Here is a 22,707-nt window from a genome sequence, read left to right as displayed (position 1 = left end):
TTCACGTCGTGGAATGTGTACGGGGGCGGCAGTCGGCGGCGAAGTCCCTGCGCAGCCGGTCCAGCAGCCGGGAGAACTCGGTGACGTCCTCGTCCGGCCAGTCCCTCAGGTGGTGGGCCAGCGCCTCGGCGACCCCGTCCTGGGCGGCGCGCAGCATGTCCGCGCCGCCGGGGGTCAGGCGCAGCAACCGCGACCGCTTGTCGTGCGGGTCGGGCAGCCGGTCGATCCAGCCGCGCTCGGCGAGGTGGGCCACGTGTCTGCTGGTGACGGACATGTCGACCTCCAGCAGCTCGGCCAGCCGGCTCATCCGCAGCTCGCCGTGACGGCTGATCACCGAGAGCACGCCGAGCGATGCCGGCGGGCACTGCGGTGGACAGGCCCGGCTGAGCTCGCGGGCGACCACCGGGATCGCGCGCAGCTGGCTCGCGAGCTCCGCGAACTGCTCCTGCGTCGCCATGGCGCCTCGCTTCCCGACTCTTGTTGGTTGCCTCAAGCAACCTTAGGAACGTTGGTTGCTGCAGGCAAATTCTTTCGGGTAAAAACCTCCAAAAGGAACGACCCGCCTCCGGTCAAGGAGGCGGGTCGTCGGATAAAAGCCGCAGGTCAGACAGATGCCTTGGTGAGCTGCTCCAGCTCCGCGGCGGTCAGTTCCAGGGTCACCGAGGCCAGCAGCGCGGTCAGCTGCCCGGGCGTACGGGCGCTGGCGATCGGCGCCACGACGGTCGGCTGCGACCGCAGCCAGGCCAGCGCGACGCTCGCCGGCTCCACGCCGTGCGCCGCCGCGACCTCGTCCAGCGCGGCCAGCACCCGCGGCCCGCGCTCCGACCCCAGGTAGGCGCCCGCGCCCTCCGCCCGGGGGCTGTCCACCGTGACGCCGGGCCGGTACTTGCCGGTCAGGAAGCCCCGTGCCAGACCGAAGTACGGCACGGAGGCGAGACCGTGCGCCTGGACGACCTCGCGCAGCGGACCTTCGTAGTCCTCCCGCTCCACCAGGTTGTAGTGCTGCTGCAGCGCCACGTACTTGGTCAGGCCCTCGCGCTCGGCGAACTCCAGCGAGGCCGCCAGCCGCTCGGGGCTGATGTTGGAGGCCGCGACGTGGCGGACCTTGCCCTCGCGGACCAGCCCGTCCAGAGCGGTGACGATCTCCTCGACGGGGGTCTCGGGGTCGTCGTAGTGCGTGTAGTAGAGGTCGATCCGGTCGGTGCCCAGCCGGCGCAGCGACTCCTCCGCGGCGGCCTTGACCGTCGCGGCCTTCAGGCCCTTGAAGTCGGGGTGGGAGCCGACCTTGGTGGCGACGACGACGTCGTCGCGGCGGCCGCGCTTGGCGAGCCAGGAACCGATCACGGTCTCGGACTCCCCGCCGCTGTGGCCCGGGACCCACGCCGAGTACACGTCCGCGGTGTCGACGAAGTTGCCGCCCGCCTCCGCGTAGGAGTCCAGCACCTCGAAGGAGGTCGCCTCGTCCGCGGTCCAGCCGAAGACGTTGCCGCCTAGACAGAGGGGGGAGACGTCGAGATCAGAGTTGCCGATGAGTGCCATGTGCTCTTGGACGCGGCGGGGACGAGCGGTATTCCCCGGGTGTCCCCCCCCGTCAACGGCGGACCTGGGGTGACCTGCCCGACATGACTTCGCTAGGGTCCTGCCCCATGACTACCCCTGACAACAACTACGACCCGGCCGGCAACACGCAGATGTTCCGCGCCTTCGTCGACGAGGAGCCCGCCCAGGTCCAGGCCGCGGGCGGCAACAAGACCGGGCTGATCGTCGGCGTCATCGCGGCCGTCGTCGTGATCGCCGCCGTGGTCTGGTTCGCGGTCGCCTGACCGGCGCGCCACACCACGTCCACTGACACCGGACGCCGGCGCTCGCCGGCCGTCCGGCGGTCGTCGTGCGCCCGTGCCCGGCGGCCCCGCCCCGCTCAGCGGAACAGCGACGCCAGCTCGACGCGCGAGCGGACCCCGAGCCGGCTGAAGATGTTCCGCAGGTGGTACTCGACCGTCCGCGTGCTGAGCAGCAGCAGATCGGCGATCTCGCGGTTGGTTGCGCCCTGCGCCACCAGCTCGCAGATCCTCGTCTGCTGCGCCGTCAGCTCCCGGCGGCCGCCGGGCTCCCGGTCCACCGGGCCCACCCGGTCACCGGCGGCGCGCAGTTCGGCCGCGGCCCGTTCCGCCCAGGGGCGGGCGTCGAACTGCCGGAACACGGACACCGAGTCCCGCAGCAGGCCGCGGGCCTCGCCGGGTCGGCGGGCGCGTCGCAGCCGGGAGGCGTAGAACAGCTCCGTCTTGGCCAGTTCCAGGACGGTGTCGTCGCCTTGGTGGAGCCGCAGCGCCTCCCGGAAGTGGTCCACGGCGCTCGCGTCGTCCTCCGCCAGCAGCCCGTGGCAGCGGTGCGCCAGCGCCAGCCGGACGCTGCTGCGGCTCGCCGCCGCCCAGTGCTCGTACGCGCGCAGCGCCCCCGCGGCCTTCGCCCGCTGCCCGCAGCGCACCGCCGCCTCGACGAAGTGGGGCGCGGCCATCCCCCGGACCGCCAGATTCACCTGGCCCGCGCCGCCGCGCATACGGGCGAAGCGGGACAGCGCGTCGGCGGGCCGGTCCGCAGCGAGGTCCGCGCAGGCGGACACCCAGCAGTTGAAGGCCCCGGGACGGCCCAGCCCCCGTACGGCGACGGCGCGTTCGGCGGCCCCCATCCGCAGCCCGGCGGTGGCGCTGTCGCCCTGCAGCGCCGCGAGCAGCGCCAGCACCGAGAGGTGGTCGACGGCGAGGTTGCGCTGGCCGGTCGCCTCCGAGAGCCGCAGCCCCTCCTCGGCGGCGGCCCCGGCGGCGGCGTACCGGTCGAGCGCCAGCGCGCACAGGGCCTCGTAGACCAGGGCCGCCGGAACCAGCGCGCCCGCCCCCTGCCGCCGCGCCCGGTGCACGGCCGAGGTCGCCAGGGCGTGCGCCCTCGGTGCGTCCCCCAGGGTGTACGCGGCCTGGGCGGCCCAGATCGCCGATTCCGGGTCCGCCAGCGTCTCGGCGAGCCGGACCACCCGGCGCAGCGCCCACTGCGCGCGGTCGTGCCGGCCCCGGAAGGTCGCCGCGAGCCCCGTGAAGTGGTCGAAGACCAGCCGCTGTTCCGGTGGGTCGTCGCTGCGGCGCAGGGCGTCCGCACGGTCGGCGAGGCCGAAGAACGCGGCGAAGTCGCCCGCCAGGCACCCCGCCTCGCCGGCGAGCATCAGGGCCCGTACGGCCGGTGCGCGCCGGTCGGCGGGGAAGCCGCCGACTGCGGCGGTCAGGTCGCGGCAGGCCACGGCGGGCACCCCGTCGCGCAGTTCGATCTCGCCCCGGACCAGCGCGCCGGGTGCCCCGCCCGGTGCCGGTCCGCCCTGCGCTCCGGCCCGGCGCATCAGGCCGCGCGCCCGCCGGGTGTCCCCGGCGGCCTGGGCGTCGGCGGCGGCCGCGACCAGCCAGCGGACCCGGGTGTGCGGACGGGCGGCGGCCTCGGCGCCCCGCTCCCACGCGGCGGCGGCCGCGGCGTGACCGGCCGACCGGCGGGCGGACCCGGCCGCGGCCTCCAGCTCCTGTTCCGGCACCGGTGACGGGCCGGCGGAGCGGCCGAGCCGGTGGAGCGCCCGGAACAGCCCGGCGGCCGGGGGGTCGAGCACCGAGGCGAGCGTCCCGTACGCGGCCAGCCGGTCGGCGGGGGAGAGCAGTCCGGTCAGCGAGGCGCGCAGCAGCCGTCCCGGTACGGTCGCCGTCCCGTCGCGCAACTCGACCAGCCCGCGGGCACGGGCCTCCTCGACACCGCCGGTGCCCGGCCCGCGGCGGCGGGCTGCGCACTCCAGCACCGGTACGGCCAGCGGCCCGCCGCAGAGCAGCAGCGCCACCACGGCACGGGCGCCCGGCGTGAGCGCGTGGAAGCGCTCCCGGTGCCGCTCGAGCAGCCTGCTCCCCTCCGGCAGCGCGGGCGGTTCGGGCAGCCGCCCGTCCACGGCCGCGCCGGCCAGTTCCACCAGGGCCAGCGGGTTGCCGTCGGCCAGGCCGAGCACCGTGACCGCGTCCGAACCGTGCGGCGGCAACCCGGGGAAGCGGTCGGCGAGCGTGCGGCGCGCGGCGTCCGGTGGCAGCGGTCCCAGGCGCAGGACGTCCAGGCCCTCCAGCGCGGCGCAGACGGGGCAGCCCTCGTCGGCGGCGAACACCACGGCGGCGTCGAGGCCGGTGAGGCGGCGCGCCGCCATGCCGAGCGCGCGCAGTGTGGCGGGGTCCAGCCACTGCGCGTCGTCCACGCACCACAGGAGTGGCGCCGGGCGGGCGAGCTCGGCGACCAGGCCGTACAGCGCCGCGCCCAGCGCGAGTTCACCCCCGGCGGGCTCCCTCCCGGCGAGGACCCCGGCCAGCGCCGCGCCGTACGGTCCCGGCAGGGCCCGTACGCGCGGGGCGACCGGCAGCAGGGTGCGGTGCAGGCCGGCGAGCGGGACCCGTGCCTCTGCCCGCACCCCGTCGGTGCGCAGTACGGTCGCGCCGGCCGCCGCCGCGGTGCGCGCCGCGGCGGTGAGCAGCGAGGTACGTCCGGTGCCCGGTCCGCCGAGCATCAGCAGTGCCCGCCCCCCGCCCTGCCGGGCCGGGCCCGACAGGGCGTCCAGGAGGGTGCGTTCGCGGTCCCGGCCGTACAGCGCCGGCGGCCACGCGGCGGGTTCGCTCCGTCCGGCCTCCATGACGCCAGTGTCTGCTGGCGCCCATCAGGAGGGAAGGGCCGTGCGTCATGTTCCGTTCATGACAGGAACGACACTGGTGATTCCACCGGTCCGTCGCCCGCGGTTCGCTCCGAGACTCCTGTCGACCCCCACGACAAGGAGTTCAGATGCGACGAATATGGGCGATCCTGCTCACGGTGGCGGCTGCCGTCGGCCTCGGCACCTTCGTGGCGCCGGGCACCGCGAACGCCGCGACCCACACCCCGGTGGTCTTCGTGCACGGCTACACCGGCAGCGCGAGCAACTGGGACTACGCGGAGACGGTCTTCGTGGCCGGCGGCTACAGCCGCAGCGAGCTCTTCGTGTACGAATACAACTGGGCGCAGTCGAACAAGACCAGCGCCGCGGGACTGGCGAGCTATGTGCGCCAGGTGCTGGCCCGCACCGGCGCGACCAAGGTCGACATCGTCAACCACTCGATGGGCGGCCTGGTCACCCAGTGGTACCTCACACAGCTCGGCGGCACCTCGTCCGTCCGCCGGGTCGCCTCGGTCGCGGGCGCGAACCACGGCACCACCTTCGCCTCGGCCTGCGTGATCTACGCGTCCTGCGTCGAGATGCTCCCGGGCTCGTCCTTCGTCCGCACCATCAGCAGCGGTGACGAGACGCCGGGCAGCACGGTCTACGCGACCTGGTACTCGCCGTGCGACGGGGTCATCATCCCCTACACCAGCACCCCGCTGAGCGGCGCGAACAACCACCTGGTGGCGTGCACGACCCACATCGGGTTCCTCAGCGACACCGGCAGCCTCGGCCAGATCCGCTCCTACCTGGCCGGCTGAGCGCACCACCACGCCTTCCCGCGGAAGCGGGGGCCGGTCCCGGGACGGACCGGCCCCCGCCCGCGCGTGCCCGGGGCGGGCCGGCGCTCAGGAGTCCGCGACCGAGACGTCCCGGGTCTCGACGTGCATGCCCGGCGGCACCCGCCAGGCCTCGACGCAGACCTCCCAGGTCCCCTTCGCGCTGCCGCCGCCGGGTACCGGCACCGGTGCGGCGCGGCTGCTCCGCACCGTGGCCCAGTCGACGCCCAGCAGGCCGATGACGTGCGTGCCGAAGGTGATCGTGCCCGCCGTCGCGGCGCGGTCCCCGGTGTTGGCGAGGGTGACGGTGACCTTCTCGCACCAGCGCTCGGCAGCCGCCGAGCGTTCGACCGCGCCCACCACCAGGCGCGCAGGCGCGCCGGGTGCGGGCGGGGACGAGGAGGAGGCCGAACCGCCGGGAGCCGGAAGCCCCGTGGGGCCGCCGGAGGGCGTCGCGGTGCCGCCCTGCCCTGACGGGGTGCCCGTGGCGCCGGGCCGCTCCGGGGCGTCCGCCGGAGGTGGGGAGCCCGCGCCGCCGCGGCCATCCGGTGCGCGGGGTGCGTCCGGAGCGGCGGGCGAGGTGCGGCCGGGCGCGGACGGGGAAGCCGTACGGCCGTCCAGCGGCACGAGGTCCACGTCACCGGAGGGCGGGACGTTCACCCCGGGGCCGCCGGCCGGGCCCGGGGCGCCGACGGCCACGTAGCCCGCGCCGTTGCCCTCGCAGTCCGGGCCCAGCGCGGCGAAGGCACCCAGGCAGACGACGGCCGCCGAGGCAGCGGCCAGCGCGCCCCGGCGGCCCGGTGGTATGTGCACCATCCCGCCAGTGTACTGACGAACCGTCAGGAAGAAACCGGCCGGTCCTCCGCCGGCCGGTCCGCGCCCCTACTACTCGGCGGTCAGGCCCTCGCGCAGCTGCGCCAGGGTCCGGGTCAGCAGCCGGGAGACGTGCATCTGGGAGATGCCGACCTCCTCGCCGATCTGCGACTGCGTCATGTTGGCGAAGAAGCGGAGCATGATGATGCGCCGCTCCCGGGCGGGCAGCTGGGCGAGCAGCGGCTTGAGCGACTCGCGGTACTCCACGCCCTCCAGCGCGGTGTCCTCGTAGCCGAGCCGGTCGGCCAGCGAGCCCTCGCCGCCGTCGTCCTCCGGGGGCGGGGAGTCCAGCGAGCTCGCGGTGTACGCGTTCCCGACCGCGAGGCCGTCGACCACGTCCTCCTCGGAGACGCCCAGCGCCGCCGCGAGTTCGGAGACGGTGGGCGAGCGGTCCAGCCGCTGGGCCAGCTCGTCGCTGGTCTTGGTCAGTGCCAGCCGCAGTTCCTGCAGTCGGCGCGGCACTCGCACCGACCACGAGGTGTCGCGGAAGAAGCGCTTCACCTCGCCGACGATCGTGGGCATCGCGAAGGTGGGGAATTCCACGCCGCGGTTGCAGTCGAAGCGGTCGATCGCCTTGATCAGCCCGATCGTGCCGACCTGGACGATGTCCTCCATCGGCTCGTTGCGGCTGCGGAAGCGTGCCGCCGCGTAGCGCACGAGCGGCAGGTTCAGTTCGATGAGCGTGTCCCGTACGTACGCCCGCTCCGGGCTGTCGTCCGGCAGCTCGGCGAGCCGCAGGAACAGCGAGCGGGAGAGCGTGCGGGTGTCGACGCTCGTGTCGATGGCCTCGATCGTGCGGTCGACGGCGGTGGTGTCGGCGACGGCGGTGCCGGCGGTGTCGATGGCCTTGCCGTCAGGAGCATCGTGCGGCGCTTCGGTGTTCAGCACCTTCGGACTGCCCACTTCTACGGACATGCCACCCCCTTGAGGTCGCGGACGGGTGTCGCGGGCGACGGTTCGTTCCTCCACTGGAATACCGGAGGCCGGACCGCGACAAACGCAGTTCCCGCAGAATGTCACATGTCGGCAACGCGCTGTAGCGCCATGTCGACTTATTTCTCAGGGGGTGGGTAGTCCTCAAGGGTTACGATTCGAGCTGGTTTGCGGATCGGAGCCGGGCGAAGCTGCGCGAGAGCAGCCGGGACACATGCATCTGCGAAACCCCGAGCTCGGCACTGATCTGTGATTGCGTCAGATTCCCGAAGTAGCGCAGCAGCAGGATCCGCCGTTCCCGCTCGGGGAGCTGCACCAGCAGGTGCCGCACCAGGTCCCGGTGCTCCACGCCGGTCAGGGCCGGGTCCTCGTAGCCGAGCCGGTCCAGCAGCCCGGGCGCCCCGTCGCCGCCCTCCTGGGCCGCCTCCAGGGACGTGGCGTGGTACGCCCGCCCGGCCTCGAGACAGGCCAGCACCTCGTCCTCGGAGAGTTTCAGCCGCTCGGCGATCTCCGCGGTGGTGGGGGTGCGCCCGTGGGCCACCGTCAGGTCCTCGATGGCGCCGCTGACCTGGACCCACAGCTCGTGCAGCCGGCGCGGGACGTGGACGGTGCGGACGTTGTCCCTGAAGTAACGTTTGATCTCGCCGACGACGGTCGGCATCGCGAAGGTCGGGAACTGCACCCCGCGTTCCGGGTCGAAGCGGTCGATGGCGTTGATCAGCCCGATCGTGCCGACCTGGACGACGTCCTCCATCGGCTCGTTGCGGCTGCGGAAGCGTGCCGCCGCGTAGCGCACCAGCGGCAGGTTCACCTCGATGAGGGCGGCCCTGACCCGGGAGTGCTCCGGGGTGCCCGGCTCCAGCCCCGAAAGCTGCTCGAACAGCACCTGCGTCAGCGCCCGCGCCTCGATCGCGTTGCTGTTGGTGCTCCCCCTGCCGCTGCTGTGGCCGGTCGTCCTGCCGGTCGTCGTGCCGGTCCCGCCGCTGCCGGTCGTCGTGCCGGTCCCGCTGCCGTCTCCGGAGGTCGATGGTGACGCGGGTCGGGCCGACACGGACATGCCACTCCTCATCGGTCCACTCATCCGGCAAAAGCGGTCATAGCATCACAATTCATGTGGACTGTGTGCAAGTGAGGCGCGGCCCTCAATGAAAAAGCCCTCCGCCCGGCGGGCGGAGGGCTGTGCGTCAGGAGCGGGGCCCGAGGGGCCGCCGCGGGGGGTCACTCGAACACGTAGTCGGCGACCACCCAGGTGGAGAACTCGCGCCACAGCGCCACCCCGGCCTGGTGCGCGGGGTGCTCCAGATACGTCTTGAGTGCGGCGGCGTCCGCCACCGAGGAGTTGATCGCGAAGTCGTAGGCGATCGGGCGGTCCGAGATGTTCCAGCCCAGTTCCCAGGAGGCCAGCTCGGGGATCTGCCCGCCGAGCCGCTCGAAGGCGTCGACGCCGGCCACGACCCGGGGGTCGTCGCGTTCGACGCCCGCGTCGAGCTTGAAAAGGACCAGATGGCGTATCACGGTGCTGTGCTCCTCACCGGCTCCCGGCCGGTCAGTTGACCAGCGCGGTCATGAACTCCCCGACGCCCTTGGCGGCGTCCGATATGCCCTGGAAGCCTATCTGCACGAGATCGGCTGCGCGGGCCGGCGACGTCACGATCGTATAGAGCACGAAAGCCACGATGACGTACATGGTGATTTTCTTCGCCTGCGCCATGGCTGGAGTGTATCCACCGGATGGCCCAATCAGACCGGGTGACGGAAGGCCTCCTTACGGGTGATCCACGACCTCGTCCCGCTCTGCGTGTGACGCTCGCCACAGCCGGTCCGGAAGGCCGGAAAACGCCGAGAACGCCCGGTCCGGAGGGGTCCGGCGCCACGGGGGGCCGTCACTCGCGGCGGTGGCGGCGGGCTCCGAGCCGACGGAGGAATCGCCCCCTCACGCGCTTTCGAGCCCCGCCCCGGGAACCCCCGCGGCCAGGGCGGGTTCGCTCGCACGTTCATTCGGTACGGGCAGGGGGTGCGGCGGGCGACTGACGCACTCGGCGTCGGCCTCGGGGGCGGGGGCCCCTGGCCCGACGGTCCGGTCAAGGTCTCGCCGCCCGGCGCGGTCACCGTCAACAGGGGCTGCGTGGCCAACCTCGGCTCAGCGCGGTGGCGGTGGGGCGAGCCCACCAAGGAGTCGCCCCCTCACCCGCTTTCGGGGCCGGTGACGCGGCGTCCGGGGCGGTCACCGCGGTTGACGCCGGCTGGGGCCGGCACGACCGCTCCGAAGGCGATGAGCTGCACGTCAGCGTCGGGGCCGAGTTGCCCGATCGCTCCCTTGACGCTGCCGCCCGGGGAAGGGGGCATCGGACCGTCGCCCGGGCCGCAACGCGAGGCGGTCGGCGGTGAGCCCGGCGAGGGTGATCCGGCGATCGTCATCGCTGTCCTGCCGGCACAAGGGAAGCGGTGGGCGCCCACCTCGGGTCGGGAGCCGATGCCGGAGACGGCCGTCCAGCGCTTGGACGGAGGGAGGGGCGCGATGCGGCGGCGGTACCAGCACGCCACCCGGAGCATCGGGGCCGGACACGAGACACACGGACGAGGGGCGGCACCCGGAAGTTCCCGGGTGCCGCCCCTCACCAGCTCAGAGCGGTAGCGGTGGGATTTGAACCCACGGAGGAGTTGCCCCCTCACACGCTTTCGAGGCGTGCTCCTTAGGCCGCTCGGACACGCTACCGAGACAGAGCTTAGCGGACGTCCGGGTGTGCTCCGAAATCCTTTGTCCGGAAGAAGCGGGTGAGGAGCTCACCGCACTCCTCGGCGAGCACGCCGTGGATCACCTCCGGACGGTGGTTGAGCCGGCGGTCGCGGACGAGGTCCCACAGCGAGCCCGCCGCCCCGGCCTTCTCGTCCGTGGCGCCGTAGACGACGCGCTCGAGCCGGGAGGCGACGACGGCCCCCGCGCACATGGTGCAGGGCTCCAGGGTCACCACCAGCGTGCAGCCCGTCAGCCGCCACTCCCCGAGCGCCTTCGCGGCCTCGCGGACGGCGAGCACCTCCGCGTGGGCGGTCGGGTCGCCGACCGCCTCGCGCTCGTTGCGGCCACGGCCGATGACCGTGCCCTGCGGGGACAGCACGACCGCGCCCACCGGCACGTCGCCGGTGCGCGGGGCGAGACGGGCCTCCTCGAGGGCGAGCCGCATCGGGGAGACCCAGGGGTCGCGCAGCGGGTCGGTCCCGGTCAGCGGACCGCCTCCAGCACGTCGGCGCAGCCCAGCGAGTCGGCGATCTCCCCGAGCGCCTCCCCGGTCAGCGCGCCGTCGCCGCTGAGGGCCAGCAGCTCCTTGTCGCTCATGCCGAAGTCCGAGAGGAGCTCGGCGTCCCCGAGCGGGCCCACGGGGACGTGCACCTCCGTCGGGCCGGGCACCACGTCGTCGTCGAGGTCGTCGGCGTCACCTTCCTCGGTGCCGTCGAGGTCGACGATCTCGTCCAGGTCCTCGGGGTCGCGCCCCAGCAGTTCGTCGGTGAGCAGGATCTCCCCGTACGAGCTCCGCGCCGCCGTGGCGGCGTCGGACACGTAGATCCGCGGGTCCTCCTCACCGTCGACACGGACGACGCCGAACCAGGCGTCCTCCTGTTCGATGAAGACCAGGACCGTATCCTCCCCGGCTGAAGCCGCCCGGGCCAAGTCGGTCAGGTCGGCGAGGGTTTCCACATCGTCGAGATCGGTCTCGCGCGCTTCCCAACCGTCCTCGGTGCGCGCGAGCAGTGCGGCGAAGTACACCGTGACTCTCCCACAGGTCTCAGGCCGTCCGGACTTACGGGCGGGGGCCGAATGTTCCGGCGCAGGTCCCCGCCCACACTCGGCATCGTGGCAGAAACCTCGGCTTTGCGAAGGGTCTTCCGCGCGTGCCGCGTGCCAGGCCTTCCGGCTTTTTTCCGCGCGGCGGCCTGCGGGGACCCCGTCGGCGCCCGCCAGGTGGCGGCATTGTGCCGACCTGGGGACTACCAGCGGAACGTTCGCATCCGCATCTGCTGGCGCGCGCGTGCCGCGCGTGCCCGGCGCGGCTGGACGCGGTCACGGAGTTCCTTGGCCTCGTTCAGCTCGCGCAGGAACATGGCGCGCCGCCGTCGGCGTTCGGCGTCGCGCTCCTGCTGCGTACGGGCCTCGCCCGTGTCGTCCGCGCCGGCGCCGTCGCTGCCGCGCTCCGTCATGGGGCACCACCCCTAGGGATCCACGTGCCCGGCCGGGACAGTCCGGGCGTACGTGCACGCATTCCCCCTCTCGGGTGGTTCGAAGCCTGAACGGCGGCACGGACCGGGCAGGCCGGTGCACAGGCCGAACGTTAGAGTCGTGGACATGCGGATCCACGTCGTCGACCACCCCCTGGTGGCGCACAAACTCACCACCCTGCGCGACGAGCGCACCGACTCGCCGACCTTCCGTCGGCTGGCCGACGAGCTGGTCACCCTGCTCGCCTACGAGGCGACCCGTGACGTGCGCACCGAGCAGGTGGACATCAGCACGCCCGTCGCGGACACCACGGGCGTGCGCCTGTCACACCCGCGTCCGCTGGTCGTGCCGATCCTGCGGGCCGGCCTCGGGATGCTGGAGGGCCTGGTGCGCCTCCTGCCGACCGCGGAGGTCGGCTTCCTCGGCATGATCCGCGACGAGGAGACCCTGGAGGCGAAGACCTACGCCACCCGGATGCCGGAGGACCTGTCGGGGCGGCAGGTGTACGTCCTGGACCCGATGCTGGCCACCGGCGGCACGCTGATCGCCGCGATCGACCTGCTGATCGAGCGGGGCGCCGACGACGTGACGGCCGTGGTGCTGCTCGCCTCGCCGGAGGGCGTCGAGGCGATGGAACTCGCGCTGGCGGGCAAGCCGGTCACCGTCGTCACCGCGGCGGTCGACGACCACCTCAACGAGCAGGGCTACATCGTCCCGGGCCTGGGCGACGCGGGCGACCGCCTCTACGGCACGGCCGGCTGACGCCGCCGTCCCACGACGCACGGAACCGGCCGCCGGGGCCTGACGCCCCGGCGGCCGGTTCCGTCGTACGGTCGTGCCGCCGGGCTAGCAGGTTCCGGCGCTCGGCGCCGCGCTCGGGCGGGCCAGGGCGGCGAGGGCCTTCTCGACGGCCTTGTCGCCGGAGAGCTTGGTGAAGCCCTTGCCGAGCATGACGTCCACCGTGCCGGTGGGGCGCTTGGAGCCGGCGGCCGCGGGCTTCAGCGTGGTGGTGCCCTTGACCTGGGCGCCGACCAGCTTCATCGCGGCCTCGGCCTTGGGCCCGTGGCCGCCGATCAGCAGCGCGGCCACCTTCACCTTGCGGTCGTACTCGGGGTCGGCGTTGCCGAAGGTGCCCACCTTGAAGCCGCGCGCGGCGAACTCGTCGGCGGTGTCCTTGGCCAGGCCGCCCTTGGCGGTGGCGTTGTACACGTTGATCGTCACCTCCCCGGGTTCCGGGAAGGCGGTGGGTGCCGCCGAGGCGGAGCCCGGGGCGGCCGCGGCCTTGCAGGTGCGCTGCTTGGCGGCGTTCTCGGCCTGGGCGGCCGTGTTCTTCGCCGGCGTGGACTTGCCGCCGAAGACGTCGACCAGTTGGAGCGTGCCCCAGCCGGCGAGGCCGACCACGGCGACGGTCGTCACGACGACCGCGACGATGCGCACCTTGCTCCGGGGGCGGCGCATCCGCGGGTACTGGTTCCCGGTGACCCGGTACTTTCCGCCCATGCCCGGGGGCGTCAGCATGCTCATGTGCGCAGCGTAGTGCGATCGGGCGGCCGGGCCTACTAAACGATCAACCAATCGGGGCCAATGGGGGGGAGTTGAACCCGAAAGGGCGAAGGCGTCCCCCGCGGCGGCGGGCCCGGCTGAGCGGTCCGGAGGTCAGTCCATCTCCAGTACCCGGGCGTGCAGCACCTGGCGTTGCTGCAGCGCCGCGCGCACGGCCCGGTGCAGCCCGTCCTCCAGGTAGAGGTCGCCCCGCCATTTCACGACGTGCGCGAACAGGTCCCCGTAGAAGGTCGAGTCCTCGGCGAGGAGTGTCTCCAGGTCGAGTTGCCCCTTGGTGGTGACCAACTGGTCGAGGCGTACCGGACGTGGGGCGACGTCCGCCCATTCACGGGTGCTTTTCCGGCCGTGGTCGGGGTACGGCCGCCCGTTTCCGATGCGCTTGAAGATCACACGGAAAGCCTACCGGGCAAGGGCGTACGGGCGCAGCAACGGCGCAGGAGTGCGATGGTGGGCAAATACGGTGATAGCGGGAGCAGCGGAGCAGCCCATGACCACGCCGAGCCCACCCGGCGCCGCCCGGGCCATCGCCGAGGGGTACGCCTTCACCGGTCCGGCCCTCGAACTCGGCGCCCTGCTGTGGGAGGACCGGGCACTGCCCGAGGTGCCCGTGCGCGTCCCGCTGGCGGTGCTCAACCGGCACGGCCTCGTCGCGGGCGCCACCGGAACCGGCAAGACCAAGACGCTCCAACTCGTCGCGGAACAGCTCTCCGCGCAGGGCGTGCCGGTCTTCCTTGCCGACGTCAAGGGCGACGTCTCCGGCATCTGTGCCCCGGGCGTGCCCGGCGACCGCGTCGCCCGCCGGGCCGCCGAGGTGGGGCAGGACTGGAGCCCGGCCGGCTGCCCCGCCGAGTTCTACGCCCTCGGCGGCATGGGCCGGGGCATCCCGCTGCGGGCCACGGTGACGAGCTTCGGTCCCGTGCTGCTGTCCAAGGTGCTGGGGCTCAACACCACGCAGGAGCAGTCGCTCGGCCTGATCTTCCACTACGCCGACACCAAGGGCCTGGAGCTGCTGGACCTGAAGGACCTGCGGGCGGTGGCCACCTTCCTCACCTCCGACGAGGGCAAGCCGGAGCTGAAGGGGATCGGCGGGGTCTCGCCGGCGACGGCCGGGGTGATCCTGCGGTCGCTGACGGCCTTCGAGGCACAGGGGGCGGGGGCCTTCTTCGGCGAGCCGGAGTTCGACACCGCCGAACTGCTGCGGAGCGGCGGCGACGGGCGGGGCGTCGTCTCCGTGCTGGAGCTGCCCGCCGTGCAGGACCGGCCGCAGCTCTTCTCCACCTTCCTCATGTGGCTGCTGGCCGACCTCTTCGAGGAACTGCCCGAGGTCGGCGACCTGGACCGGCCCAAGCTGGTGTTCTTCTTCGACGAGGCGCACCTGCTCTTCACCGGGGCGAGCAAGGCCTTCCTGGAGGCCATCACGCAGACCGTGCGGCTGATCCGCTCCAAGGGCGTCGGCATCTTCTTCGTGACGCAGACCCCGAAGGACGTTCCCTCCGAGGTGCTCGGCCAGCTGGGCAACCGGGTGCAGCACGCGCTGCGCGCCTTCACCCCGGAGGACGCCAAGGCGCTCAAGGCGACGGTGCGCACCTTCCCCACCTCGCCGTACGACCTGGAGGAACTGCTCACCGGGCTCGGCACCGGCGAGGCCGTGGTCACCGTCCTCGACGAGGACGGCGCCCCCACCCCGGTCGCCGCGGTGCGGCTGCGGGCACCGCGGTCGCTGATGGGTCCCGCCGACCCGGCGGCGATGGACGCGGCGATCGGGGACTCGCCGCTCTACGGGCGCTACGCGCAGGCGGTGGACCGGGAGTCGGCGTACGAGCGGCTGGCCGGACGGCCGGCGCCGGCTCCCGCGCGGCCGTCCGCGCCGGGCCCTGCCGGCCGCGGGCGCAGGGAGCGGCCGCAGGAGGACACGGGGATGGTGGAGCAGGTGATGGGCAGCGGGGTCTTCCAGTCGCTGGCCCGCTCCATCGGCACCCAGATCGGGCGGGAGATCACCCGGTCCCTCTTCGGCACGTCCAAACGCCGCCGGCGGTAGGGTCAGGACCCCTTCGCGGCCTTCGCCTCCTTGGCGGCCCGCTTCTGCTCCTGCTTGAAGGCCCGCACCTTGTCCAGCGACTCCGGCCCGGTGATGTCGGCCACCGACCGGTGGGAGTCCCGCTCCCCGTAGGCGCCCGCCGCCTCGCGCCATCCCTCCGGCGTCACGCCGAGCTGCTTGCCCAGCAGCGCAAGGAAGATCTGCGCCTTCTGCTTCCCGAAGCCGGGCAGCTCGTTGAGCCTGGCCAGCAGCTCGCGGCCGTCGGAGACGTCGCGCCAGACCGCCCCGGCGTCGCCGTCGTAGTGCTCGACGAGGTACTGGCACAGCTGCTGGACCCGCTTGGCCATCGATCCCGGGTAGCGGTGGACGGCGGGCTTCTGCGAGAGCAGCTCGGAGAAGGCCTCGGGGTCGTAGGCCGCGATCTCCCCGCAGTCGAGGTCGTCGCGGCCCATGCGCTGCGCGATGGTCCAGGGGCCGGAGAAGGCCCATTCCATGGGGATCTGCTGGTCGAGCAGCATGCCGACCAGGGCCGCCAGCGGACTGCGGGAGAGCAGGGCGTCGGCCTCGGGCTGCTGGGCGAGGTGGAGTGTCGTTGCCATGCACCGATGATCTCGCCTGCCGGGGTTTGCCGCCCGCGGGTCACCCTGACGGCGCAGCGCGGATGGCCGTACCGACCGGCCGGGCGGACCGTGTGGAGTGTCCGGGCAGCGAGCCCGGGCAGCGAGGGACGGGAGCCATCTCATGAGCCAGCAGACACAGCCGGTCACCGAGCGCCCTCACTCGGGGCTGGCGTCGGGGGGTACCACCTTCGCCGGGGTGCTGCTCATCGTCTCCGGTGTCGTGATGATCTTCGAGGGCATCTCGGCGATCGCCCAGGACGACATCTGGGTCCGGCTCGGCGACTACGTCTTCAAGTTCAACCTGACGGCCTGGGGCTGGATCCACCTCGTGCTCGGCGTGCTGGTCATCGTGGTCGGCGCCGCTCTGCTCCAGAACGCCCCCGACTGGGCCCGGGTCGCCGGTGTCGCCCTGGCGGCGTTCAACATCATCGTGAACTTCGCGTGGATGCCGTACACGCCGGTGTGGGCGATCATCGTCATCGCCTTCGACGTCTTCGTCATCTGGGCGCTGTGCAGGAGCTGGGGGGAGCACCCCAGGCGGGCCTGACGTCCGCGGACGACAGGGGCCGGCCCGGCGTACGGGCCGGCCCTCGGGCGTTTCCCGGGTGTTTTCACCCGTTCGTATGGGTTGCCCGTCATGCCGGATAGCGCCCGTGGCCCCGGGTAGCGCTGAACGAGTGACGCAGCCATTTGAACTGCCCGACTTCTACCTGCCGCACCCCGCGCGACTCAACCCCCATGTGGAGCAGGCCCGGGAGCACTCCCGGAGGTGGGCGCGGGATATGGGGATGCTCGAGGGCTCGGGCATCTGGGACACCGGCGACCTCGACTCGCACGACTACGCGCTGCTGTGCGCGTACACGCACCCGGACTGCTCCGGGCCGGCCCTGTCCCTGGTGACGGACTGGTACGTGTGGGTCTTCTTCTTCGACGACCACTTCCTGGAGGCGTTCAAGCGCACGCAGGACCGCGAGGGCGGCAAGGCGTACCTGGACCGGCTGCCGGCCTTCATGCCGATGGACCTGGAGCAGGGCGTGCCCGAGCCCCGGAACCCGGTGGAGGCGGGCCTCGCCGACCTGTGGGCGCGCACGGTGCCGGCGATGTCCACGGACTGGCGCAGGCGTTTCGCCGAGAGCACCGAGCACCTGCTCAACGAGTCCCTGTGGGAGCTGTCCAACATCAACGCGGGCCGGGTGCCCAACCCGGTGGAGTACATCGAGATGCGCCGCAAGGTCGGCGGCGCGCCCTGGTCGGCGGGGCTGGTGGAGTACGCCGCCGGGGCGGAGGTACCGGCCGCCGTCGCCGGGGCGCGGCCGCTGCTCGTGCTGCGGGACGCCTTCTCCGACGCGGTGCACCTGCGCAACGACCTCTTCTCGTACCAGCGGGAGACCGAGGAGGAGGGCGAGCTCAGCAACGGCGTGCTGGTGCTGGAGACCTTCCTCGGCTGCACGACGCAGGAGGCCGCCGAGTCGGTCAACGACCTGCTGACCTCCCGGCTGCAGCAGTTCGAGAACACCGCGCTCACCGAGCTGCCGCCGCTCTTCGCCGAGCACGCGCTCGACCCGGTGCAGTGCGCGCGGGTACTGGCGTACGTCAAGGGTCTGCAGGACTGGCAGTCCGGCGGCCACGAGTGGCACATGCGCTCCAGCCGCTACATGAACGGCGGCGGAGCGGGGGCCGGGGCCGGGGCGGCGGAGGCCGGGTGGTCGCCGTTCGCGCTGCCCGGCGGGCTCGGGCTGTCGGCGGGCACCGTACGGACCACCGGCCGCGCCGAGGCGGCCCGCGTCCGCGGGTTCACCCACGCGCCGCGGAGCGCCGGGCCGATCCCGCTGCCCGACTTCCTCATGCCCTTCCCGGCCACGCTCAGCCCGCACCTGGACGCGTCCCGGCGCCATGTCGTCGACTGGGCGCACCGGATGGGCCTGCTGCTGCCGCAGCCCGGGGTCCCGCACTCCCACGTGTGGGACGAGCACAAGCTGGTCGCCTTCGACTTCCCGCTGTGCGCCGCCGGCATCCACCCCGACGCGACGCCCGAGGGGCTGGACCTCACCTCGGGCTGGCTCACCTGGGGCACCTACGCCGACGACTACTTCCCCGCCGTGTACGGCCGCACCCGCGATCTGGCCGGCGCCCGCGCGGCCAACGAGCGGCTGTCGGCCTTCATGCCGGTCGACGGCACCCCGGCTCCGGCCCCGGTCACCGCTTTGGAACGGAGTCTGGCCGACCTGTGGACGCGGACGGCCGGGACGATGGAACCGCAGACGCGGCGCCGCTTCCGCACCGCCGTCGAGAACATGACGGCGAGTTGGCAGTGGGAGCTGGCCAACGCGGCGCAGAACCGCATCCCCGACCCGGTCGACTACCTGGAGATGCGCCGCCACACCTTCGGTTCCGACCTGACGATGAGCCTGTGCCGGCTGGGGCACGGCAAGGGGGTGCCGGAGGAGGTCTACCGCAGCGGGCCGATGCGGTCGCTGGAGAACTCCGCGGCCGACTACGCCTGCCTGATGAACGACGTCTTCTCGTACCGGAAGGAGATCGAGTACGAGGGCGAGATCCACAACGCCCTGCTGGTCGTGCAGAACTTCTTCGACTGCGACGAACAGGCCTCGCTCGCTGTCGTCCACGACCTGATGACCGGGCGGATGCGGCAGTTCCAGCACGTCGCCGAGAACGAACTCCCCGTCCTGTACGAGGACTTCGCCCTCGGCGCGGACGCGCGGGCCGTGCTGGACGGCTATGTGCGCGAGCTGCAGAACTGGCTCGCGGGCATCCTTACCTGGCACCGCGGCTGTCGCCGCTACGACGAGGCGGAACTGCGCCGCCCGGTGGGGGGCGTCGGCGCCCGGCTGACCGCCGGGCCGACCGGGTTGGGCACGTCGGCGGCGCGCCTGGCGGTGCCGGCCGCGCGCTGACCCCGGGGGCGGGGCGGGGGGTGGGGGGCGCGCGCCCCCCTGCCCTCCGCCGTGCCGCCGCGCGGGGGTGGGTTCGGCCCGCGGTGGGCGGCTTGTGGACGAGGGGCGGCCAGCGCGGGCCGCCGTGCGTGGTTCCGTCCGGGTCGGGACCGCCCCGGCCCCGGGCGACGGCGCGACCCCGCCCGACACGGACGAGGCCTTCCGCTCCTTCGCCGCTCGGCCGGCGGGCCGCCGTCAGTCCATCCAGGCCTGGTACGACATGACGTCGCCGGCCTTCACCCGGTATTCGGGCCGGTCCTGCGTGTACGTCTCCTCGATGCCCAGGACGCGCCCGTCGGCCGGGTCGAGGACGAGCATGCGGCGCAGCCCGGCGGCGTCGTGGACGTAGGCCTGGCCGCGCCTGCCCAGCCGGTCGGTGACGGCACCGGCAGGCCGCAGGCCGGGGGCGGCGGCGAGGAGCTCGTCGACCGCGGCGGTGCCGGCGGGCCCCGGCGTCCAGTCCTGCAGCAGCGAGGCCAGCGCGTCCACCAGTTCCGGGGTGCCGGCGCAGGCGCAGCCGTACACCTGGGACAGGTACGCCCGCAGTTGCTTCGCGGAGTCCGGGGGCTCGGTCCCGGACCGGCCGTACGGGGGGAGGGTGCCCGGCGGGTACGCGGCGCGGTGCAGCACCTCGCCGTCGGCGACGGTGCGCGGGGCGCCGCCGGAGTCGCTGATCACCGGCTCCCCGGGGTGCCGCGGGTCGGTGGCGACGACCAGTTCGGTGCCGCTGCCGTCGGCGTTCCAGCGGGTGAGGTGCTCCTCGGGCAGGGTCACGGGCGGGCGGGCGCCCGGGCCCGACTCCATGCCCATGCTCCACATCATCACGTGGCTCCCGCGGCGGGTGCCCGTGCCGCCGCCCTGTGCCGCCGCCTCGCGCGCCGCCCCGGCCACGTCGGCCAGCGGGACCTCCGGCGAACCTGCCAGCGGACGCAGCGCGACGGGGGCGGCGACCGCCGGGGTGGTGCCGGCCCCGGACAGCACGAGGACCAGGACGGCCACCACGGCCGCCGCGACCGCGGCCAGGCCCGTGACGAGGCCGCCCAGCCGGCGCGCGGTCCGGCGGGGCGCGGACGCGGCAGCCGCTTCGGACGCCGCTTCGGACGCCGTTTCGGCGGCCAGCAGCCGCCGCAGCCCGAGTTCGGTCCGGGCGTCCAGCGGGCGGTCGCGCCAGCGCGGATCACCGGCCGGCACGGGATCGGACCGGCGCAGCAGCTCCAGCTCCGGCTCGTCGGTCATGGCCCCTCCTGGGTCACGGTCATCCCCATGCGGTCGATCTGCTCGCGGAGTCTGCGGCGCGCCCGGTGCAGGCGCATGGCGGCCGCGGAGCGCCCGCAGCCGAGGGCCACCGCCAGCTCCCCGACGTCCAGCTCCTCCCAGGCGGTCAGCCGCAGCACCTCCTGGTCGGCCGCCGCGAGCCGGCCGAGCGCCTCGTGCACCCAGGAGCCGGCAGCGTCGGTGCCCGGGCTCGGGACCAGGTGCGTGCCGTGGGCCGTCTCGTGGTTCCCGATCCGGTCCAGCAGCCTGCGCCGCCGCCCCTGCCCGCGCACGCTGTTCGCCAGGCAGTTGCGGGCGACGCCGTACAGCCAGGGCAGCGAGTACGAGGGGTGCTCGGCGCGGCGCCGCCAGGCGACGGCGAACACCTCCGCCACCACTTCCTCCACCTCGTCGTACGCCGTCCGCCCGGCCGTCCGCCGGGCGACGTAGCGGCTGACCGCCCAGTAGTGCTCGCGGTAGGCAGCGGCGAACGCCTGTGACTGCGTCTCGTCCGTGCTCATGACCGCTTGGTGTCCGCCATGGGACCGATCATCACACCCCGCCGATGTGATGTTCTCCGGGTGACGCCGCGGCCGGGCCCGGACACCTACCGGGCATGAGTCTCACGTTCCCGCGACGCACCGCGTCCGCCGTGGCCTGGCTGACCACGACCGACCACAAGGCCATCGGCACGCTCTACCTCGGTACGGCGTTCGCCTTCTTCTGCGGGGGCGGGGTGATGGCCCTGCTGATGCGCGCGGAACTCGCCCGTCCGGGGCTGCAGGTCATGTCGAACGAGCAGTTCAACCAGCTGTTCACGATGCACGGCACCATCATGCTGCTGATGTTCGCGACCCCGCTGTTCTCCGGTTTCGCGAACTGGATCATGCCGCTGCAGATCGGCGCACCGGACGTCGCGTTCCCCCGGCTCAACATGCTCGCGTACTGGCTCTACCTGTTCGGCTCGCTGATCGCGGTGGGCGGTTTCCTCACCCCGCAGGGCGCGGCGGACTTCGGCTGGTTCGCCTACGCACCGCTGTCGAGCGCGGTGCACTCACCGGGCGTGGGCGGCGACCTGTGGATCATGGGGCTGGCGCTGTCCGGCTTCGGGACCATCCTCGGCGCGGTCAACCTCATCACCACGATCATCTGCATGCGCGCCCCCGGCATGACGATGTTCCGGATGCCGATCTTCACCTGGAACGTCCTGCTCACCGGAGTACTGGTGGTGATGGCCTTCCCGGTGCTGGCGGCGGCGCTCCTCGCGCTGGAGCTGGACCGGAAGTTCGGGGCGCACATCTTCGACCCGGCGAACGGCGGGGCGCTGCTGTGGCAGCACCTGTTCTGGTTCTTCGGCCACCCCGAGGTCTACATCATCGCGCTGCCCTTCTTCGGGATCGTCAGCGAGGTCATACCGGTCTTCTCACGCAAGCCCATGTTCGGCTACACCGGCCTGATCGCGGCGACGATCTCCATCGCCGGGCTGTCGGCGACCGTCTGGGCGCACCACATGTACGTCACCGGCGGTGTGCTGCTGCCCTTCTTCTCCTTCATGACGCTGCTCATCGCGGTGCCGACCGGGGTGAAGGTCTTCAACTGGATCGGCACGATGTGGAAGGGCTCGCTGAGCTTCGAGACGCCGATGCTCTGGGCGACCGGCTTCCTCGTGACCTTCGTCTTCGGCGGGCTCACCGGGGTGATCCTGGCGTCCGCGCCGCTGGACTTCCAGGTCTCCGACTCCTACTTCGTCGTGGCGCACTTCCACTACGTCGTCTTCGGAACGGTCGTCTTCGCCATGTTCTCCGGGCTGCACTTCTGGTGGCCGAAGTTCACCGGCAAGATGCTCGACGAGCGCCTGGGCAAGATCACCTTCTGGACGCTGTTCGTCGGCTTCCACGGCACCTTCCTCGTCCAGCACTGGCTGGGCACGCAGGGCATGCTGCGGCGCGTCCCGGACTATCTGGCGGCGGACGGCTTCACCACGCTCAACACCGTCTCGACGGTCAGCTCCTTCCTGCTGGGGCTGTCGATCCTGCCGTTCCTCTACAACGTGTGGAGGACGGCCAAGTACGGGGAGCCGGTCGGCACCGACGACCCCTGGGGCTGGGGCCGTTCCCTGGAGTGGGCGACGAGCTGCCCGCCGCCGCGGCACAACTTCCTCTCCCTGCCGCGCATCCGGTCCGAGTCGCCGGCCTTCGACCTGCGCCACGCCGTGTCCGCCGTGCCCGGAGCGGCGTCGGGGCCGGTGTCCAAGCTGCCGGATGCGCCACTCCCGGCGACCCGGTCCGACGCCTAGCGTCGGTGCCATGACGACGTACGAGGCCGCCACCGCCACCCGCTCGCGCACCCACACCTGGGAGCCGCGCCCCGAACCCACCGCCGAGCTCCTGGAGATGACCGGGCGGGCGGTCTTCGAGGGCGACCCCGGGGACCACCTGCTCAACCCGATGGGCACGGTCCACGGCGGCTTCCTCGCCACTCTGCTGGACTCCGCTCTCGGCTCCGCCGTGATGGGCCGGCTCCCGGCCGGATCCGCGTACACCACCGTGCAGTTGGGGGTGCACCTGATCCGGCCGGTGCTCCCCGTCGCGGCCACGCTGCGCTGCGGGGGAGTGGCGCTCCACGTCGGACGGACGACGGCCACCGCCGAGGCGCGGGTGACCGGCACGGCCGACGGGAAGCCCTACGCCCACGGCACGACGACCTGCGCGGTCCTCCGGACCGGCTGAC

General features: G+C 73.0%; 24 protein-coding genes and 1 tRNA gene. 8 read left to right on the top strand and 17 right to left on the bottom strand.

Annotation, left to right across the window (positions count from 1 at the left end):
- Position 1: 1 nt before the first annotated feature.
- Together OIE69_RS20060 and OIE69_RS20055 are read right to left on the bottom strand one after the other, a co-directional pair.
- Positions 2–457 (bottom strand): MarR family winged helix-turn-helix transcriptional regulator, encoded by a 456-nt coding sequence (locus OIE69_RS20060; RefSeq protein ID WP_089225345.1) that lies wholly within the window; start codon positions 455–457, stop codon positions 2–4.
- 146 nt (positions 458–603) lie between these two features.
- The gene (locus tag OIE69_RS20055) at positions 604–1,539 is read right to left on the bottom strand and encodes an aldo/keto reductase (protein ID WP_326573400.1); all 936 of its coding nucleotides are present in this window, start codon (positions 1,537–1,539) and stop codon (positions 604–606) included.
- 107 nt (positions 1,540–1,646) lie between these two features.
- Between OIE69_RS20055 and OIE69_RS20050 the strand changes: the two genes are divergently transcribed.
- A complete protein-coding gene (locus OIE69_RS20050) occupies positions 1,647–1,823 on the top strand; it encodes a hypothetical protein (RefSeq protein WP_018558259.1) in 177 nt (58 codons plus the stop codon).
- A 95-nt stretch (positions 1,824–1,918) separates the two neighbouring features.
- On the opposite strand, the gene OIE69_RS20045 is transcribed toward OIE69_RS20050, so the two are convergent.
- Entirely contained in the window at positions 1,919–4,690 is a 2,772-nt protein-coding gene (locus tag OIE69_RS20045; protein ID WP_326573397.1) for a LuxR family transcriptional regulator, read from the bottom strand.
- Between the two features lie 146 nt (positions 4,691–4,836).
- Here OIE69_RS20045 and OIE69_RS20040 point away from each other — a divergent pair, with 146 nt between their 5' ends.
- Positions 4,837–5,511: an esterase/lipase family protein gene (locus OIE69_RS20040; RefSeq protein ID WP_326573395.1), complete on the top strand. Its 675-nt coding sequence runs from the start codon at positions 4,837–4,839 to the stop codon at positions 5,509–5,511.
- 87 nt (positions 5,512–5,598) lie between these two features.
- Here OIE69_RS20040 and OIE69_RS20035 read toward each other — a convergent pair whose 3' ends face one another.
- From OIE69_RS20035 to OIE69_RS19995, 9 genes are all read right to left on the bottom strand, one after another.
- Positions 5,599–6,345, bottom strand: coding sequence for a hypothetical protein (locus OIE69_RS20035; RefSeq protein WP_326573393.1), 747 nt, complete (start codon positions 6,343–6,345; stop codon positions 5,599–5,601).
- A gap of 69 nt (positions 6,346–6,414) precedes the next feature.
- Positions 6,415–7,317 (bottom strand): RNA polymerase sigma factor SigF, encoded by a 903-nt coding sequence (locus tag OIE69_RS20030; protein WP_326573391.1) that lies wholly within the window; start codon positions 7,315–7,317, stop codon positions 6,415–6,417.
- Between the two features lie 169 nt (positions 7,318–7,486).
- Entirely contained in the window at positions 7,487–8,392 is a 906-nt protein-coding gene (locus OIE69_RS20025; RefSeq protein ID WP_326573389.1) for an RNA polymerase sigma factor SigF, read from the bottom strand.
- Positions 8,393–8,553: 161 nt separating this feature from the next.
- Complete coding sequence (locus OIE69_RS20020) at positions 8,554–8,850, bottom strand: Dabb family protein (protein WP_089225338.1); 297 nt, start codon at positions 8,848–8,850, stop codon at positions 8,554–8,556.
- A 31-nt stretch (positions 8,851–8,881) separates the two neighbouring features.
- Positions 8,882–9,046 (bottom strand): hypothetical protein, encoded by a 165-nt coding sequence (locus tag OIE69_RS20015; protein ID WP_018558266.1) that lies wholly within the window; start codon positions 9,044–9,046, stop codon positions 8,882–8,884.
- 918 nt (positions 9,047–9,964) lie between these two features.
- A tRNA-Ser gene (locus OIE69_RS20010) sits at positions 9,965–10,051 on the bottom strand.
- 10 nt (positions 10,052–10,061) lie between these two features.
- The gene (gene tadA / locus OIE69_RS20005) at positions 10,062–10,517 is read right to left on the bottom strand and encodes a tRNA adenosine(34) deaminase TadA (RefSeq protein ID WP_326573386.1); all 456 of its coding nucleotides are present in this window, start codon (positions 10,515–10,517) and stop codon (positions 10,062–10,064) included.
- Positions 10,518–10,555: 38 nt separating this feature from the next.
- Positions 10,556–11,098 (bottom strand): tRNA adenosine deaminase-associated protein, encoded by a 543-nt coding sequence (locus OIE69_RS20000; RefSeq protein WP_326573383.1) that lies wholly within the window; start codon positions 11,096–11,098, stop codon positions 10,556–10,558.
- 221 nt (positions 11,099–11,319) lie between these two features.
- A complete protein-coding gene (locus OIE69_RS19995; RefSeq protein WP_089225334.1) occupies positions 11,320–11,529 on the bottom strand; it encodes a hypothetical protein in 210 nt (69 codons plus the stop codon).
- A 145-nt stretch (positions 11,530–11,674) separates the two neighbouring features.
- Between OIE69_RS19995 and upp the strand changes: the two genes are divergently transcribed.
- Positions 11,675–12,310, top strand: a complete 636-nt coding sequence (upp, locus tag OIE69_RS19990; protein ID WP_026250827.1) for a uracil phosphoribosyltransferase — start codon at positions 11,675–11,677, stop codon at positions 12,308–12,310.
- 84 nt (positions 12,311–12,394) lie between these two features.
- On the opposite strand, the gene OIE69_RS19985 is transcribed toward upp, so the two are convergent.
- On the bottom strand, positions 12,395–13,072 hold the full coding sequence (locus tag OIE69_RS19985; protein WP_326573378.1) for a LytR C-terminal domain-containing protein: 678 nt from the start codon (positions 13,070–13,072) through the stop codon (positions 12,395–12,397).
- A gap of 132 nt (positions 13,073–13,204) precedes the next feature.
- Positions 13,205–13,501, bottom strand: a complete 297-nt coding sequence (locus OIE69_RS19980) for a type II toxin-antitoxin system VapB family antitoxin (RefSeq protein WP_018558273.1) — start codon at positions 13,499–13,501, stop codon at positions 13,205–13,207.
- Positions 13,502–13,598: 97 nt separating this feature from the next.
- Here OIE69_RS19980 and OIE69_RS19975 point away from each other — a divergent pair, with 97 nt between their 5' ends.
- Positions 13,599–15,149, top strand: a complete 1,551-nt coding sequence (locus tag OIE69_RS19975; protein WP_326573374.1) for a helicase HerA-like domain-containing protein — start codon at positions 13,599–13,601, stop codon at positions 15,147–15,149.
- Between the two features lie 2 nt (positions 15,150–15,151).
- On the opposite strand, the gene OIE69_RS19970 is transcribed toward OIE69_RS19975, so the two are convergent.
- The gene (locus OIE69_RS19970; RefSeq protein ID WP_326573372.1) at positions 15,152–15,748 is read right to left on the bottom strand and encodes an HhH-GPD-type base excision DNA repair protein; all 597 of its coding nucleotides are present in this window, start codon (positions 15,746–15,748) and stop codon (positions 15,152–15,154) included.
- Between the two features lie 142 nt (positions 15,749–15,890).
- On the opposite strand from OIE69_RS19970, the gene OIE69_RS19965 reads away from it, so the two are divergent.
- Positions 15,891–16,316, top strand: a complete 426-nt coding sequence (locus OIE69_RS19965; RefSeq protein ID WP_326573370.1) for a DUF7144 family membrane protein — start codon at positions 15,891–15,893, stop codon at positions 16,314–16,316.
- Positions 16,317–16,446: 130 nt separating this feature from the next.
- On the top strand, positions 16,447–18,684 hold the full coding sequence (locus tag OIE69_RS19960) for a family 2 encapsulin nanocompartment cargo protein terpene cyclase (protein WP_326573368.1): 2,238 nt from the start codon (positions 16,447–16,449) through the stop codon (positions 18,682–18,684).
- A gap of 234 nt (positions 18,685–18,918) precedes the next feature.
- Here the strand turns inward: OIE69_RS19960 and OIE69_RS19955 are convergent, their stop codons facing one another.
- Both OIE69_RS19955 and OIE69_RS19950 read right to left on the bottom strand, forming a co-directional pair.
- On the bottom strand, positions 18,919–19,959 hold the full coding sequence (locus tag OIE69_RS19955) for a CU044_5270 family protein (RefSeq protein WP_326573366.1): 1,041 nt from the start codon (positions 19,957–19,959) through the stop codon (positions 18,919–18,921).
- A complete protein-coding gene (locus OIE69_RS19950) occupies positions 19,956–20,498 on the bottom strand; it encodes a sigma-70 family RNA polymerase sigma factor (protein ID WP_326573364.1) in 543 nt (180 codons plus the stop codon). The genes OIE69_RS19955 and OIE69_RS19950 overlap by 4 nt, the downstream gene beginning before the upstream one ends.
- A gap of 95 nt (positions 20,499–20,593) precedes the next feature.
- Between OIE69_RS19950 and ctaD the strand changes: the two genes are divergently transcribed.
- Entirely contained in the window at positions 20,594–22,273 is a 1,680-nt protein-coding gene (gene ctaD, locus OIE69_RS19945) for an aa3-type cytochrome oxidase subunit I (protein WP_326573362.1), read from the top strand.
- 10 nt (positions 22,274–22,283) lie between these two features.
- Positions 22,284–22,706 carry a PaaI family thioesterase gene (locus OIE69_RS19940; protein WP_326573360.1) on the top strand — a complete coding sequence of 141 codons (423 nt, stop codon included), beginning with the start codon at positions 22,284–22,286 and terminating at the stop codon, positions 22,704–22,706.
- Position 22,707 lies beyond the last annotated feature (1 nt).

The sequence above is a fragment of the Actinacidiphila glaucinigra genome (assembly GCF_035918135.1).
GTDB classification, from domain to species: domain Bacteria; phylum Actinomycetota; class Actinomycetes; order Streptomycetales; family Streptomycetaceae; genus Actinacidiphila; species Actinacidiphila glaucinigra.
Note: the sequence above shows the minus strand (reverse complement) of the source record. Positions and strands in the feature narration are given on the sequence as shown.